This is a genomic window from Tersicoccus phoenicis (assembly GCF_001968835.1).
GTDB classification, from domain to species: Bacteria; Actinomycetota; Actinomycetes; order Actinomycetales; family Micrococcaceae; genus Tersicoccus; species Tersicoccus phoenicis.
Genome location: NZ_MRDE01000055.1, coordinates 1 through 15,422, shown reverse-complemented (window position 1 = coordinate 15,422; position 15,422 = coordinate 1). Strand labels below are relative to the sequence as shown.

The 15,422-nt window shown below is 70.9% G+C and carries 12 protein-coding genes; all 12 read right to left on the bottom strand.

Annotated elements, in window-relative coordinates; translation table 11 throughout:
* Nucleotides 1-6: 6 nt before the first annotated feature.
* Nucleotides 7-1,473 carry a glutamate synthase subunit beta gene (locus tag BKD30_RS08440; RefSeq protein ID WP_076703959.1) on the bottom strand — a complete coding sequence of 489 codons (1,467 nt, stop codon included), beginning with the start codon at nucleotides 1,471-1,473 and terminating at the stop codon, nucleotides 7-9.
* Nucleotides 1,466-6,229: a glutamate synthase large subunit gene (gene gltB / locus BKD30_RS08435; RefSeq protein ID WP_083956156.1), complete on the bottom strand. Its 4,764-nt coding sequence runs from the start codon at nucleotides 6,227-6,229 to the stop codon at nucleotides 1,466-1,468. Before gltB ends, BKD30_RS08440 begins: the two co-directional genes overlap by 8 nt.
* Before the next feature lie 178 nt (nucleotides 6,230-6,407).
* Nucleotides 6,408-7,424: a prolipoprotein diacylglyceryl transferase gene (gene lgt / locus BKD30_RS08430; RefSeq protein WP_083956155.1), complete on the bottom strand. Its 1,017-nt coding sequence runs from the start codon at nucleotides 7,422-7,424 to the stop codon at nucleotides 6,408-6,410.
* Nucleotides 7,421-8,314, bottom strand: coding sequence for a tryptophan synthase subunit alpha (gene trpA, locus BKD30_RS08425; RefSeq protein ID WP_076703958.1), 894 nt, complete (start codon nucleotides 8,312-8,314; stop codon nucleotides 7,421-7,423). Before trpA ends, lgt begins: the two co-directional genes overlap by 4 nt.
* The gene (gene trpB / locus BKD30_RS08420) at nucleotides 8,311-9,669 is read right to left on the bottom strand and encodes a tryptophan synthase subunit beta (RefSeq protein WP_083956154.1); all 1,359 of its coding nucleotides are present in this window, start codon (nucleotides 9,667-9,669) and stop codon (nucleotides 8,311-8,313) included. The genes trpA and trpB overlap by 4 nt, the downstream gene beginning before the upstream one ends.
* Before the next feature lie 27 nt (nucleotides 9,670-9,696).
* Nucleotides 9,697-10,548 (bottom strand): indole-3-glycerol phosphate synthase TrpC, encoded by an 852-nt coding sequence (gene trpC, locus BKD30_RS08415; protein ID WP_076703956.1) that lies wholly within the window; start codon nucleotides 10,546-10,548, stop codon nucleotides 9,697-9,699.
* Entirely contained in the window at nucleotides 10,545-10,841 is a 297-nt protein-coding gene (locus BKD30_RS15895; RefSeq protein ID WP_076703955.1) for an HGxxPAAW family protein, read from the bottom strand. Before BKD30_RS15895 ends, trpC begins: the two co-directional genes overlap by 4 nt.
* Before the next feature lie 112 nt (nucleotides 10,842-10,953).
* Nucleotides 10,954-11,718 carry a Trp biosynthesis-associated membrane protein gene (locus tag BKD30_RS08405; protein WP_076703953.1) on the bottom strand — a complete coding sequence of 255 codons (765 nt, stop codon included), beginning with the start codon at nucleotides 11,716-11,718 and terminating at the stop codon, nucleotides 10,954-10,956.
* On the bottom strand, nucleotides 11,715-13,367 hold the full coding sequence (locus BKD30_RS08400) for an anthranilate synthase component I (protein WP_083956152.1): 1,653 nt from the start codon (nucleotides 13,365-13,367) through the stop codon (nucleotides 11,715-11,717). The genes BKD30_RS08405 and BKD30_RS08400 overlap by 4 nt, the downstream gene beginning before the upstream one ends.
* 86 nt (nucleotides 13,368-13,453) lie before the next feature.
* Nucleotides 13,454-13,861: a phosphoribosyl-AMP cyclohydrolase gene (gene hisI / locus BKD30_RS08395; protein ID WP_076703952.1), complete on the bottom strand. Its 408-nt coding sequence runs from the start codon at nucleotides 13,859-13,861 to the stop codon at nucleotides 13,454-13,456.
* A 592-nt stretch (nucleotides 13,862-14,453) separates the two neighbouring features.
* Entirely contained in the window at nucleotides 14,454-15,242 is a 789-nt protein-coding gene (locus BKD30_RS08390) for an RHS repeat-associated core domain-containing protein (RefSeq protein WP_076703950.1), read from the bottom strand.
* A gap of 74 nt (nucleotides 15,243-15,316) precedes the next feature.
* A complete protein-coding gene (locus tag BKD30_RS17080) occupies nucleotides 15,317-15,412 on the bottom strand; it encodes a hypothetical protein (RefSeq protein ID WP_408033364.1) in 96 nt (31 codons plus the stop codon).
* Between the last annotated feature and the right edge of the window lie 10 nt (nucleotides 15,413-15,422).

Here is a 15,422-nt window from a genome sequence, read left to right as displayed (position 1 = left end):
CCCGCGTCAGAGCGGCAGCAGGTCGATGGGCCGGTCCGACGGCGCCACCGGGGCCGGCAGCCGGGTGCTGCCGCGCAACCAGGTGTCCACCGCGGCCGCGCACGCCCGGCCCTCGGCGATCGCCCACACGATCAGGGACTGCCCGCGGCCGGCGTCACCGGCGGCGAACACCCCGTCCACGTTGGTCATGTAATAACCGTCTCGGGCGATGGCGCGCCGCTCGTCCAACTCGGTCTCCAGCTGCGCGGTCAGCGACTCCGTCTCCGGCCCGGTGAAGCCGAGCGCCAGCAGGACGAGGTCCGCCGGGATCTCCCGCTCGGTGCCCGGCTTCGGCACGCGCCGCCCGTCGCGGAACTCCGTCTCGGCGACCCGCAGCGCCCGCACCCGACCCTCGTCGTCGCCGACGAACTCGACCGTCGAGGCCAGGTAGGTGCGTTCCCCGCCCTCCTCGTGGGCCGAGGCGACCTCGAACAGGGTGGGGAACATCGGCCACGGCTGGTGCTCGGCACGTTCCTCCGCGGGCCGTCTGCCGATCGCCAGGGTGGTCACGGAGGCCGCCCGCTGCCGGTGGGCGGTGCCGATGCAGTCCGCACCGGTGTCACCGCCGCCGAGGACGACGACGTGCTTGCCGGCCGCGTCGACCGGCGCATCGACCCGCTGACCGGCGCCGATCCGGTTCTGCGGGACCAGGTAGTCCATGGCGAAGTGGACGCCGGCCAGCTCCCGGCCCGGGATGGGCAGGTCCCGCGGGACGGTGGCCCCGGTGGCGAGGACGACGGCGTCGTACCGGCGGCGCAGCGCGCTGAAGGAGATGTCCGTCCCGATGGTGACGCCCGGCCGGAACCGGGTGCCCTCGGCCTCCATCTGCGCCAGCCGCCGGTCCAGGTGCACCTTCTCCATCTTGAAGTCGGGGATGCCGTAGCGCAGCAGGCCGCCGATCGCGTCGTCGCGCTCGTACACCGCCACCGTGTGGCCGGCGCGGGTCAGCTGCTGAGCGGCCGCCAACCCTGCCGGTCCGGAGCCGACGACGGCGACGGTCTGGTGGGTGACCCGGGTGGGGATCACCGGTTCCACCCAGTCGTGGTCGAAGGCCTCGTCGATGATGGAGACCTCGACCTGTTTGATCGTCACGGCCGGCTGGTTGATGCCGAGCACGCAGGACGCCTCGCACGGGGCGGGGCACAGCCGTCCGGTGAACTCCGGGAAGTTGTTGGTCGCGTGCAGCCGCTCGATCGCCTCACGCGGCCGGTCCCGCCACATCAGGTCGTTCCATTCGGGGATCAGGTTGCCCAGCGGACAGCCCTGGTGGCAGAACGGCACGCCGCAGTCCATGCAGCGGCCTGCCTGTGCCTGCAGGACGCCCTTCTCCTGCCGCTCGTACACCTCCTTCCAGTCCATGATGCGCACCGGAACGGGCCGGCGCGGCTGGGTCTGCCGGTCGCGGGTCTTCAGGAAGCCGCGGGGATCAGCCATGGGTCGTCGCCTCCAGGATGCGGGTCCACACCTCGTCGCCGTCGGGGTCCAGTCCCTCGGCCTCCGCCCGGTTCCGGGTCGCGAGGACCGCGGAGTAGTCGCGCGGGAGGATCTTGGTGAACCGGCCGACGGTCTGGTCGAAGTTCGCGAGCAGCCGTTCGGCGAGCGCGGACTCCGTCTCGGCGTGGTGGGTGATCATCAGGGACCGGACCAGCTCGACGTCGTTGGCGTCCAGGGGCAGCAGCGCCAGGTCGCCGGACGCGATGCTGTCCGTGTTCATCGCGGCCGGGTCGAGGTCCAGCACGTAGGCGGTGCCGCCGGACATGCCGGCGCCGAGGTTGCGACCGGTGGGGCCGAGGACGACGGCGACGCCGCCGGTCATGTATTCGCAGCCGTGGTCCCCGATGCCCTCGACGACGGCGGTGGCCCCCGAGTTGCGGACCAGGAACCGCTCGCCGACCAGGCCGCGTAGGAACACCTGGCCGCTGGTCGCGCCGTAGCCGATGACGTTGCCGGCGATCACCTCCTGCTCGGCGGCGAAGTGGCTGGCCCGGTCCGGCCGGACGATGATCCGGCCGCCGGACAGCCCCTTGCCGACGTAGTCGTTGGCGTCGCCGAACAGGCGCAGGGTGATCCCGGCGGGCACGAACGCCCCGAGCGACTGCCCGGCCTGGCCGGTCAGGGTCACGTCGATCGTGTTCTGCGCCAGGGTGGTCAGCTGGTGGCGGCGGGTCACCGCGTGCCCGAGCATGGTGCCCACGGATCGGTCCGTGTTGACGATGTCCGCGGAGATCGTCACCGGGGTGCCGTGCTCGATGGCCTCGGTCGCCATCGCCACCAGGTGGTTGTCGAAGTGTTTGTCGAGGTTGTGGTCCTGGCCCACCCGGTTCCGCCGCGGCACGTCGGCACCGAAACGCGGCCCGTGCAGGATGGGGTCCAGGTTCAACCCGTCGGCCTTCCAATGGTCGACGGCCGGCTGCGTGTCCAGGGCGTCGGTCCGCCCGACGGCCTCCGCGAGCGTGCGGAACCCGAGCGTGGCGAGGATCTCCCGCACCTCCTCGGCGATGAACTCGAAGAAGTTGACCACGAACTCGGGCCTGCCGGTGAACCGGGCGCGCAGCTCGGGGTTCTGGGTGGCCACGCCCACGGGGCAGGTGTCCAGGTGGCAGACCCGCATCATGATGCAGCCGGAGACCACCAGCGGCGCGGTCGCGAACCCGAATTCCTCGGCGCCGAGCAGGGCGGCGATCACGACATCGCGCCCGGTCTTCAGCTGCCCGTCGGCCTGGACGACGACGCGGTCCCGGAGCCCGTTCAGGATGAGCGTCTGCTGCGCCTCGGCCAGGCCGAGCTCCCACGGGGCGCCGGCGTGCTTGAGCGAGTTCAGCGGCGAGGCGCCGGTGCCGCCGTCGTGGCCGGAGACGAGCACGACGTCGGCCTTCGCCTTCGTCACCCCCGCCGCGACCGTTCCGATGCCGACCTCGGAGACGAGCTTGACGTGCACCCGGGCGGCCGGGTTGGACCGCTTCAGGTCGAAGATCAGCTGCGCGAGGTCCTCGATCGAATAGATGTCGTGGTGCGGCGGCGGGGAGATCAGGGACACCCCCGGGGTGGAGTGCCGGGTCCGGGCCACCCACGGGTAGACCTTGCCGGCCATCAGCTGGCCGCCCTCCCCCGGCTTGGCGCCCTGGGCCATCTTGATCTGCAGGTCGTCCGCGTTCGTCAGGTACAGGCTGGTGACACCGAACCGGCCGGAGGCGACCTGCTTGATCGCGGACCGGCGCTGCGGGTCCAGCAGCCGCTCGACGTCCTCGCCGCCCTCCCCGGTGTTGGACTTGCCGCCCAACCGGTTCATGGCGATCGCGAGGGTCTCGTGCGCCTCCCGGGAGATGGAGCCGTAGCTCATGGCGCCGGTGGAGAACCGCTTGACGATCGAGCTGACCGGCTCGACCTCCGCCAGCGGCACCGGGGGACGGACGCCGTCCCGGAACGCGAACAGGCCGCGCAGCGTCATCAGCGCCTTGGACTGGTCGTCGACACCCTTCGTGTACGCCTTGAACACGTCGTACCGGCGGGAGCGGGTCGCGTGCTGGAGCCGGAACACGTTCTCGGGGCTGAACAGGTGGGGTGGGCCCTCCCGGCGCCACTGGTACTCACCACCGGTCTCCAGGCCCCGGTGCGGGTCCTCGTCACCGCCGTCGGGCGGGTAGGCGCCCCGGTGCCGGGCCGCCGTCTCCGCCGCGATGACCTTCAGGCCGACGCCGCCGAGCTGGCTGGTGGTGCCGGTGAAGTACTGCTCGACGAGGGACTGCGACAGGCCGAGGGCCTCGAACGTCTGCGCCCCGCAGTAGGAGGCGACGGTCGAGATGCCCATCTTGGACATGATCTTGAGCACGCCCTTGCCGAGCGCCTTGATCAGGTTGCTCACCGCCTGCTCGGCGCTGATGCCCTCGAGGGTGCCGTTGCGCACCAGCTCCTCGCAGCTCTCCATCGCCAGGTACGGGTTGACGCCGGAGGCGCCGTAGCCGACCAGCAGGGCGACGTGGTGGACCTCCCGCACGTCCCCGGCCTCGACGACCAGGGAGACCCGGGTGCGGTTGGCGCTGCGCAGCAGATGGTGGTGCACGGAGGAGAGCAGCAGCAGCGACGGGATGGGCGCCCACTGCGCGTTCGAGTCGCGATCCGAGAGGATGACGTACTGCACGCCGCGGTTGATGGCGCCGGAGACCTTCTCGTTGATCTCGGCCAGCCGGGCCTGCAGGGAGGTTTCCCCGCCCTCGGGGCGGTACAGTCCGCGCACCCGCATGCTCCGCGCCTCGTCGTCGGGCCCGCGCAGCGCGGAGATCTTCGCGAGCTGGTCGTTGCTCATCACCGGGAACGGCAGCCGGATCTGCTGCGCACGGACCTGCCCGGTGTTGAGCAGATTCCCGTTCGGACCGAGCGAGCACCGCATGGAGGTGACGAGTTCCTCCCGGATGGCGTCCAGCGGCGGGTTCGTGACCTGGGCGAAGGACTGGACGAAGTAGTCGAACAGCAGTCGGGGCCGCTCGGAGAGCACCGCGATCGGGGTGTCCGAGCCCATGGCGCCGATCGGCTCGGCGCCCGTGCGCGCCATCGGGCCGAGCAGGATGCGCAGTTCCTCCTCGGTGTAGCCGAACGTGCGCTGCCGCTTGGTGATGGACGCCCGCGTGTGGGTGACGTGCTCCCGCTCGGGCAGGTCCTCGAGGCTGAGCAGGTTCTCCTTCACCCACGCCGCCCACGGGTTGGACGCCGCGACGGAGGCCTTGATCTCGTCGTCCTCGATCATCCGCCCGGCCTCGGTGTCGACCAGGAACATCTTCCCGGGAGCCACACGGCCCTTGCGGACCACCCGGGCGGGGTCGATGTTCAGCACGCCCACCTCGGACGCGAACACCACCAGACCGTCGTCGGTGACCCAGTACCGGCCCGGGCGCAGCCCGTTGCGGTCCAGGGTGGCGCCGACCTTCACCCCGTCGGTGAAGGACACGCACGCCGGCCCGTCCCACGGCTCCATCATCATGGAGTGGTACTCGTAGAACGCCCGCCGGTCCGGGTCCATGGTGGCGTGGTTCTCCCAGGCCTCCGGGATCATCATCATGATGGCGTGTTCGATCGGCCGGCCGGAGAGCATGAGCAACTCGGCGACCTCGTCGAACGACGCCGAGTCGGAGGCGCCGGGGGTGCAGATCGGGTAGAGCCCCTCGGGGCTGTCACCCAGCAGCGGGTTGCTCAGCTGCGACTGGCGGGCCCGCATCCAGTTCCGGTTGCCCTTGACGGTGTTGATCTCCCCGTTGTGCGCGATGGTCCGGAACGGCTGGGCCAGCGGCCAGGACGGGAACGTGTTGGTGGAGAACCGCGAGTGCACGATGCCGAGCCGGGTGGTGAACCGCGCGTCGGACAGGTCCGGGAAGAACGGCTCCAGCTGCGCGGTGGTCAGCATCCCCTTGTACACCAGCGTGCGGGAGGACAGGGACGGGAAGTAGACCCCGTACGTGTTCTGCGCCCGCTTGCGCAGCCGGAAGGCGCGCGCCTCCAGCGTGGTCCGGTCCGCAGCCGTGTCCGTGCCCGTCGCGGTGTCGGTCACGGTGTCGGTCACGGTGTCGGTCACGGTGTCGGTCACGGTGTCGGTCACGGTGTCGGTCACGGCGAGGAACAGCTGCCGGAAGTACGGCATGGTCTGCCGGGCCATCGCTCCGACGAGGTCCGCGACGACGGGCACGTCGCGCCAGCCGAGGATGGTCAGCCCCTCCCGCTCGGCCAGCTCCTCCAGGCCCTCGACGGCGGTCCGCCGCTCGCCCTCGTCGGCGGGCAGGAACGCGGTACCGACGGCGTAGCGGTGCTGTTCGGGCAACTCGAAGTCGACGACGGCGCGCAGGAACGCGTCGGGGACCTCGGTGAGCAGCCCGGCGCCGTCGCCGGTGCCCTCGTCGGCGCCCACGGCGCCGCGGTGTTCGAGGTTGCGCAGCGCGGTCAGGGCGGCGTCGACGATGTCGTGACCCGGTTCGCGGCGCAGGGTCGCGATCACCGCCAGGCCGCAGGCGTCCTTCTCGTTCTCGGGGTCGTACAGACCCTGCTTGCCGGGGGCGGCGCTGAACTCCTGGAACGGGTGGGCGACCTCGGACGCTCGCGCGTCGGTGTCCTGAGCGGTCTCGACGCTGACGTCCACGACCGGGTTCGCGGATGTGTTCCGGCCGGACGTGTTCTCGGGCAGCGGTGACGGATGCTGATCTGTCATGGCGTGTCCTTCCCGGGAGGGGCGTGAGGGGGACGACGCTGGCCCCGGGGCGCATCGAATGCGCAGAGATGAACGGTACGGACTCACCCGGTGTCTTCCGGGTCGGGGCGGCACCGGAGCCGGGGACCGGGGGTGGCCCGGGACCGCAGGCGGTGGTGCTGCGCGGTTCCGTGGGGCTTCAGGAACGGCGTCGTTCGTCGGCCGCCGCAGGCTGCTCGCTTTCCGTGGCACCGAGCGTAGCACGGTGCCCGACGCCGTCCGGACCGTCCGGCGACGGCGACGCGTCCGAACTCCGGTCGCCATTGTCCACATCGTGGGCACCGGGGTCGGCACCGGACTCGATCAGTGCGCGCTCCGCCGGTGGGTGTCGACGCTGCCGGACGCCCAGATACCAGAACATGGCGACCGCCACCGCGAACACCAGGATGGACGTCCACACGTTCAGCCGGAACCCGAGGATCAGTTCGGCGTCGTCGATGCGCAGGGCCTCGATCCAGACCCGGCCGAGGGTGTAGATCGCGGCGTAGAGCCAGAACAGCCGACCCCCGTGCAGCCGGAATCGGCGGTCGGCCCACAGCAGCACCGCGACCCCGGCGAGGTTCCACAGCAGTTCGTACAGGAAGGTGGGGTGGAACAGGGTGCCGGCGGGATAGTCGGCGGGGAACGTGGGGCTGGACGGGTCGATCTGCAGGCCCCACGGCAGGGTGGTCGGACCGCCGAACAGCTCCTGGTTGAACCAGTTGCCGAGCCGGCCGATGGCCTGAGCGAGCAGCAGCCCGGGGGCGGCGGCGTCGGCGAAGACGAGGATACGTGCCCCCGCCCGGCGGGCGCCGATCCAGGCGCCGATGAACCCGAGCAGGACGGCGCCCCAGATGCCGAGGCCGCCGCGCCAGATCTGCGGGATCAGCCAGAGGTCACCGGTGCCGTTGAAGCCGGGACCGAAATAGGCGTCCGGGGACGAGAACACGTGGTAGAGCCGGCCGCCGATGATCCCGGCGGGAATGGCCCACACCGCGATCGACCACAGCGAGTCGTCGTCGCCGCCGCGGGCCAGCCAGCGCCGCCGGGTGAGCAGCAGGCCGACGACGATGCCGGCGAGGATGCACAGGGCGTACGCCTTGACGCTGAACGGGCCGAGCGTGAACCCGGACCAGTTCGGGCTGGGGATGCTCGCGACCACGCTGAGGGCGTTCATACGCCGGTCCCGGTGCCGGCGCTGCTGTCAGGGTTCGTCCCGCGGCCCCTGCTCGTTCCGCTGCCCCTGCTCGTTCCGCTGCGTAGTGACGCGGCCAGTTGCCCGACGGCGGCGGGGCCGCCGTCGCGCAGGGCCGCGACGAGCGCGCTGCCGACGATGACGCCGTCGGCGTAGCCGGCGATCTCGCGGACCTGTTCGGGCGTCGAGACGCCCAGGCCCACGCAGACGCGCTCGGCGCCGGCGTCGCGGGAGCCGGCGACGACCGCCTCCGCAGCGTCGCTGACCGCGGCACGGGCACCCGTGACCCCCATGATCGAGACCCCGTAGACGAAGCCGCGGCTGGCCCGCGCCACCATGGCGAGCCGCTCCGCGCTGGAGGACGGCGCGGCCAGGAACACCCGGTCCAGGCCGTACCGGTCGGAGGCGGCCACCCACTCGTCGGCCTCGTCCGGCGTCAGGTCCGGGGTGATCAACCCGGCGCCGCCGGCCTCGGCGAGCCGGCGCGCGAACTCGGCGACCCCCATCCGCTTGACCAGATTCCAGTAGGTCATCACGAGCACCGTGACGCCGGTGCGCTCGGTGACGGCGCGGACGACGTCGAACACGCTGGCGACGCGGAAGCCGGCCGCCAGGGCCGCCGTGGTGGCCGCCTGGATCACGGGTCCGTCCATCACCGGGTCGGAGTAGGGCACGCCGATCTCGATGATGTCGGCCCCGTTCTCGGCCAGTGCGACGGCGGCGTCGATGCTGGTGGCCACGTCCGGATAACCGGCGGGCAGGTACCCGATCAGGGCGGCACGGGCCTGAGCGCGGGCGGCGTCGATCGCGGCAGCCGCGCGGGAGGTGACGGCGGTGCCGGTGGGGGCATCGGTCCTCTCGGGCGTGCTCACAGTTGTTCCCCTTCCTCGCCGATCTCCTGTTCGGCGCTGTCCGGGTCCAGCAGGTCGAACCACTCGGCGGCGGTGGCCACGTCCTTGTCTCCGCGGCCGGAGAGGGACACGACGATGATCTTCTCCCGGGCGGCGGCCTCGTCCTGCGCGGCCCAGCGCTGCCCGAGCTTCAGGGTGCCGGCGAGGGCGTGCGCCGACTCGATGGCGGGGATGATGCCCTCGGTGCGGCAGAGCAGCCGGAAGGCGTCCATCGCCTCCGCGTCCGTGATGGGCTCGTAGGTCGCCCGGCCGATGTCGTGCAGCCAGGAGTGCTCGGGCCCGACGCCGGGGTAGTCCAGGCCCGCCGAGATGGAGTGGGACTCGACGGTCTGCCCGTCCTCGTCCTGCATCAGGTAGGTGTTGGCGCCGTGCAGCACCCCGGGCCGGCCCAGGGTGATCGTCGCGGCGTGCCGACCGGTCTCCACGCCGTCGCCCCCGGCCTCGAAGCCGTACAGCTCCACGGACGGGTCGTCGAGGAAGCCGTGGAAGATGCCGATCGCGTTGGAGCCGCCGCCCACGCAGGCCGTGACGGCGTCGGGCAGGCGGCCGGTCTGCGCCAGGATCTGCTCCCGGGCCTCGTCGCCGATCACCTCGTGGAAGTACCGGACGAGCGCGGGGAACGGGTGGGCGCCGGCGGCGGTGCCGAGCAGGTAGTGGGTGGAGTCGACGTTGGCGACCCAGTCCCGCAACGCCTCGTTGATGGCGTCCTTGAGGGTCTGGGAACCGCTGGTGACGGGCACGACGGTCGCGCCGAGCAGTTCCATCCGGGCGACGTTGAGGGCCTGCCGGCGGGTGTCCTCGGCGCCCATGTAGACGACGCACTCCATGCCCATCAGGGCGGCCGCGGTGGCGCTGGCGACGCCGTGCTGGCCGGCACCGGTCTCCGCGATCAGCCGGGTCTTGCCCATCCGCGCGGCCAGCAGCGCCTGACCGAGCACGTTGTTGATCTTGTGGCTGCCGGTGTGGTTGAGGTCCTCGCGCTTGAGGAAGACCCGCGCCCCGACGTGGGCGGAGAACCGCTTCGCCTCGGTCAGCAGCGAGGGCCGGCCGGAGTAGTTCCGGTTCAGGTCCTTCACCCGGGCGATGAAGTCCGGGTCCGCCTTGGCCTTCTCGAAGGTGTCCGTGAGCTCGTCCAGGGCGGCGATCAGCGACTCGGGCATCCACCGGCCACCGTAGTCACCGAACCACGGGCCGGGGGCATGGCGCAGGCTGCCGGCCAGGAAGCCGTCGGCCGGGCTCGGCTCGCTCCCGGACCGCGCCGGGAAAGGTCCGGCCGGGGTCTCGGGTGCGGAGGTCGGGGTGGGGTGCTCGGTCATCGTGTCCGCTCGGTCTGCTCGGTGTTCTCAGGTGTTCTCGGGTGCGGTTCGTTCGGTCTGCGCGCCCGTGCCGGCGGCGGCGAAACGCCGCACCGCGTCGGCGGGGTCGGCGCCCGCGCCGAGGCTGCTGCGCACCAGCGCTTCGCCCACGAGCACGGCGTCGGCGCCCGCGGCCGCGTACGCGGCGACGTCGTCGGCGTCCACCACGCCCGACTCGGCGACGGCCACGACGTCGCCCGGGATCATCCCGGCCAGCGGGGCGAACACCCCCGGGTCCACGTCGAGCGTCTTGAGGTTGCGCGTGTTGACCCCGACGATGCGGGCACCGGCGTCCAGGGCCCGCTCCAGTTCGGCGCCGGTGTGCGCTTCGACCAGGGCGTTCATGCCCAGCTCATGGGTCAGGGCGAGGAAGTCGACGAGGGTCCGCTGGTCCAGGGCCGCGACGATGAGCAGCACCAGGTCGGCACCGTGGGCGCGGGCTTCCTGGATCTGGTAGGGCTCGACCGTGAAGTCCTTGCGCAGCACCGGGATGGACACGGCGGCGCGGACGGCGTCGAGGTCCGCGAGCGAACCGCGGAAGCGGCGCTGCTCGGTGAGCACGCTGATCGCCGCCGCTCCCCCGGTCTCGTAGGCGGCGGCCAGGGCGGCGGGGTCGTCGATGGCGGCGAGGTCGCCCTTGGACGGGCTGGCCCGTTTGACCTCGGTGATCAACCGCAGTCGGCGGTCGGCACCCACGACGCCGCCGCCGAGGGCGGCGAAGGCGTCCCTGGCCGGGACGGCAGCAGCGGCGGACCGCTCGATGTCCGCGTCGCCGACCTCCCGCCGCCGCGCGCTCAGGTCGGCCCGGACCCCGTCAATGATGTCGTCGAGGACACTCACGCGTGGTTGCTCTTGATCTTGTCGCCCCCCACACCGTATCCGGCGCGGCGGAGCAGCCAACCCGCGATGAGACCGATGACGATGATGACGACGCCGACGACGAAGAAGGGCACGTTGGCGAACACGAAGGCGAGGCAGCCGACGATGACGCCGAAGGCCATCACGCCGACGCAGGTCCAGGCGGCCGGGCTGTTGCCGTGGCCGATGGGCAGGAGGTCGGCCTTGCGATGGGCTGAGTTGACGCCCTCCTCCAGGGGGGTGTCCTCGTATCGGCCGTGCGTTCCGGTGCTCATCGGCGGGGTCCTCTCGTCTGGCTGCTCGCTCGCGGCGCTTCCGGTCCATTCTGCCACCGGCTCTCTCACCCGATCACGCCCGGGCAGCGTCGGCGATCGAATATGATCCAGCTCACCGGTCATCGCCAGGCTTGTCGTGGGGAGTGCGTCCGGGGACGCCGGGGCTGTGCATCGTACCTCCGGGAACGGTCGGGTCCTGACCGCGAGTGAGCCGGTCCCAGCTGTCGATGTCGTCGACCGGTTCGGAACCGGGCGAGAGACCGGATCCGGGCGTCTCGCCGGGTGCGCCGCCCGGTTCCCCGCTCGTGCCGGGTTGTTCATCCGGGTGCGCGGCGGCCGTGGCCGGCGTCTCGAACCGGCGGGCGAGGTCCCAGCGGCGGCCGACGATCAGGACCAGGACGCCGCAGGCGGCGAGCAGCAGGGCGATGGCGACGGCGGCGACAGCCCACCCGGTCACGCTGGCGGCGATGGCGCCCCCGGTGACGCCGGACTGGCTGGCGATCTGCCCGTTCGCGGCGGCCGCCGGGTCCGCCAGCACCGTGGCGGCCGCGGCGGCGCAGCCCAACCCGGCGAGGACGATGAGGACGGCGACGACCACCCGGGCGATCCGGCCGGCGATGCTGATCGCGAGCGCACCGGCGAGGGCGACCAGAGCGAGTGCGGTGACCGCGCGGGCGGCGTCGGCCCCGTTGACCGCGGCATCGATGCTGCGCACGGTCCCCGACGTGAGAGTGGCGTACACCCACGTCTGGGTGGTCGTCAGGAACACCGCACCGGCGGCGGCCACCGTGAGCAGCACCGTGCGGGCCCGGGTCGGACGCGGCCGGCGAGCGCGCTTCGTGGCGGTGGTCTCTGCGCCGGATCCGGCGGCCGTCATCGGCGTTGCCCTTCGGTCGTCTCGAACCGGGCCGCCATCCGGTGGCCCGCGTGCTGATGCTCGTCGGCCCGTTCCCGGGCGTCCAGCCAGGCGTGGTCGACCTCCCGCAGCCGGGAGGCGAGCAACACCGCTCGCACCGGGGCGGCCGCCTTGTTGACCGACTCCTGGGCCTCCGTCGCGGGGTCCGAGTCGGCGACGATGCCGCCACCGGCCTGCACCCACGCCGTCCCGTCCCGCAGCAGGGCGGTGCGGATGGTGATGGCCATGTCCATGTCGCCGGCGAAGTCCAGGTAGCCGGCGACCCCGCCGTAGGCGCCGCGCCGGTGCGGTTCGAGCTCGTCGAGCAGGCGCATGGCTCGGGGCTTGGGCGCGCCGGAGAGGGTGCCGGCCGGGAAGGTCGCCGCCAGCACGTCGTACGCGGTGGCGTCGTCCCGGAGCCGGCCCAGCACGGTGGAGACGAGGTGCATGATGTGGCTGAACCGTTCGATCTGCATGAACTCGGTGACCTCGACGGTGCCGGGCACGCAGACCTTGGAGATGTCGTTGCGGGACAGGTCGACGAGCATCAGGTGTTCGGAGCGCTCCTTCTCGTCGGCGAGCAGGCTCTCGGCGTGCGCGACGTCGTCCTCGGCGGTGGCGCCGCGGGGCCGGGATCCGGCGATCGGATGGGTGATCACGGTGTCGCCCTCGACCTTGACCAGGGACTCCGGGGAGGAGCCGACGATCGAGTAGTCCCGGCCGTCGGCGTCCTGCAGCCGGAACAGGTACATGTAGGGGCTCGGGTTGGTGCGGCGCAGCACGCGGTAGACATCCAGGGGCGAGGCGTGGCAGTCGGCCTCGAACCGGCGGGAGATGACGACCTGGAACACCTCGCCGTCGACGATGGCGCGCTTGGCGTGCTCGATCGCAGCCAGGTAGTCGGCCTCGGGCCAGGACTCCCGGACCCGGGTCCCGAACGAGTCGGCGACGTCGATGTCCTCGGTGCCATCGCCGTCGAGCACCAGCACCGGATCCACCGGGTGCGGCTCGGCGAGGGTGCGCAGCATCGCGTGGACCCGGTCGACGGCGTCGTGCCAGGCCTCGTCGACCCGGTCCGGGGTGTTGTCGAAGTTGATCGCGTTGGCGATCAGCCAGACGGTGCCCTCCTTGTTGTCGTGGACGGCGACGTCGGAGACCAGGCTCATGGCCAGCTCGGGCAGGTGCAGGTCGTCCTCGGGCGGGCTGGTCAGCTTCTCCCAGTGCCGCACCGACTCCCAGCCGATGAAGCCGACCATGCCACTGGTCAGCGGGGGCAGCCCGTCGAACCGGTCGGTGCGCAGGGCCTCGACGGTGTCGCGCAGCGCGGCGACCGGATCACCGTCCGTGGGCACTCCCTGCGGCGGGGGGCCCAGCCAGTGGGCCTGCCCGTCCTTCGTGGTCAGGGTGGCGCGCGAGTTGACGCCGATGAAGGAGTATCGGGACCACAGCCCCCCGACGGCGGCGGACTCGAGCAGGAAGGTGTTGGGCCGGTCCCTGGCGAGCCGCTGGTAGAGGCTGACGGGGGTGACGCCGTCGGCGATGACGCGGACGCGGACCGGGATCACCCGCCGGTGCGCCGCGAGTTCGCGGAACTCGTCGCGGGTGGGACTGACGACGCCGAGCGCGGCCATGAGGCTGACGGGCTCCTTCTGTTGGCGGTTTCTCTGTGGTGCCCGCAGGCCGGGGCGGTCTGGTCGGGCCTTCGAGCCGGTGTTCGTCAGGGACCGACGACGGCGGCGAGGCCGCGGCCGTCGAAGCACGTGTGGGTGCCCGTGTGGCAGGCGGCGCCGACCTGGTCGACGGTGACGAGCAGGGCGTCCCCGTCGCAGTCCAGCGCCACGGACTTGACCCACTGGACGTGGCCCGAGGTGTCGCCCTTGCGCCAGTATTCCTGCCGGGAGCGGGACCAGTAGGTGACCCGGCCGGTGGTCAGCGTCCGGTGCAGGGCTTCGTCGTCCATCCAGCCGACCATCAGCACCTCCCGGGTGTCGTGCTGCTGCACCACCGCGGCGACCAGCCCGGCGTCGTCCCGCTTCAACCGGACGGCGACGGCGGGGTCGAGGGCGGGAGAGTTCTGGGTGGGTGTCCCGGGCGCGCGGAGGGGATCAGGGGTGGTGGAGTCCATGGCGGCTCCAGTCTACGGGCCGGGGTTCCGGGTACGACGACACGGGTCACCTCCGCCCGGCAGTCGGTAGTGTCCCCCGAAGGCCTGGCAGTCGGTTGCGACTTCCGACGGCTTCGGACATGCGGAAGGGCACCCGGCGGACGTTCCGCAGGACCGGTCACCGACCGGTTGAGTGGAGAGCTGGCATGTAGCACGCTGGAAGATCACAGACGCCGTAAGGCCTGCTCGACGTGGAAGATCGAGCAGGCCTGCGGTGCGGGAGCTTGAGTTGACATGAGCTGAGTTGATCTACCCCAGGTCACACGCGTTGCCATCATCACGACAGCCAATAAGTCGCTGTGCTCATTGAGTGACAAGGGACTGATAGTCTTATCGACTTAGCAGTAATCGTGGCTCATTCATTGCCGCAAGGAAGGTAGTCATCCCGATTGGGTCGACCATATGATCGCGGCCATCCCTACCAAGATGCAGACAACGGCCACGATGTGGTACTTGGTGCGAACCTTCCTGCTCGCGTTCCCGTTGCTCGCTTTGAAGATGAAGAAGACGGACGTCACAAAGGCCAGCGCGGTCAGGGTAAGAAGAACAGTTGTCATTCAGCACTGCCTCTGACATATTTACCAAACTTGCCTATCGCTGCACCGGTTACGTAGAAGGCAATCCCATGCACACAACCAACCCCGACTTCTCCCAGCGTAGAGTTTCTCCCCTCATCGATCTTGTTCCCGATTGCCTCGGCGAGAGCGCCTCCCAGGCATGCGGCACCCCCCGCGATGACTAACGTGACAGGGCTAGTCTTTGTACCGGCCGCCAGTAGCGCACCTGTGGCTGTTACAGCCGTGTTGAAGAGCCCTCCAAGGAACTCGCCAAACGACGCTCGTCCGGTTGGGTCGGTGTTGTTGATGGGGTCGTTGGCGGCGTAGGCGTACCGGTTGGCGTTGGCGGGGTTCAGCGGGGTGTCGAGGGTGTCCATCTGGGTCCAGCGGCCGGTGCCGGGGTTGTACCAGCGGGCCCCGTATTTGACCCAGCCGGTGGTGCGGTCCTGGAGTCCCATCTTGAACAGGTAGGGGTTCTGGTTGACGGCGTTGCCGCCGGAGACCTTGGTCAGGGTGGGCGTGCCGTACGGGTCGTAGTCGTAGGCGAACGCCCGGTACGCGGCGTCGGTGATCAACGCGGCCGGGTTGCCGGTGCCGTCGATGATGTAGAGGGCTTGTTTCCCCGACGCGGTGCGCAGCATGACCGGTTGCCCGGTGACCGGGTCGTGTTCGACGTACGCGGTCAGGTTGTCCTTCTTCAACTGCTCGATCACCGGCAGGCCCTGCGCGTCCGTGCGCCCGTAGGTCAACTGATAGGTGCCCTTCGGGGTGGTTTCCTTGAGCACCTCGTGACTGGACGCCCCGGCATAGTCATACTGGGCGGTGGGACGAATTCCGGGCCGGTGATTCCCTTCATGTTTCAGGCCGCTCTGCGTGACGCGTACCAGGCCTGTTCGAATTCATTCGGGGTCCGGTAGTCGAGCGCTGAATGGATTCTCTTTTGATTGTACCGCAATTCGATGTAC

Coding starts and splice junctions, on each gene's coding strand:
- trpB (WP_083956154.1), bottom strand. CDS start 9,669: ATGACCGAGCACCCCACCCCGACCTCCGCACCCGAGACCCCGGCCGGA.
- gltB (WP_083956156.1), bottom strand. CDS start 6,229: ATGACAGATCAGCATCCGTCACCGCTGCCCGAGAACACGTCCGGCCGG.
- lgt (WP_083956155.1), bottom strand. CDS start 7,424: ATGAACGCCCTCAGCGTGGTCGCGAGCATCCCCAGCCCGAACTGGTCC.
- BKD30_RS08400 (WP_083956152.1), bottom strand. CDS start 13,367: ATGGCCGCGCTCGGCGTCGTCAGTCCCACCCGCGACGAGTTCCGCGAA.
- BKD30_RS15895 (WP_076703955.1), bottom strand. CDS start 10,841: ATGAGCACCGGAACGCACGGCCGATACGAGGACACCCCCCTGGAGGAG.
- hisI (WP_076703952.1), bottom strand. CDS start 13,861: ATGGACTCCACCACCCCTGATCCCCTCCGCGCGCCCGGGACACCCACC.
- BKD30_RS08440 (WP_076703959.1), bottom strand. CDS start 1,473: ATGGCTGATCCCCGCGGCTTCCTGAAGACCCGCGACCGGCAGACCCAG.
- BKD30_RS08405 (WP_076703953.1), bottom strand. CDS start 11,718: ATGACGGCCGCCGGATCCGGCGCAGAGACCACCGCCACGAAGCGCGCT.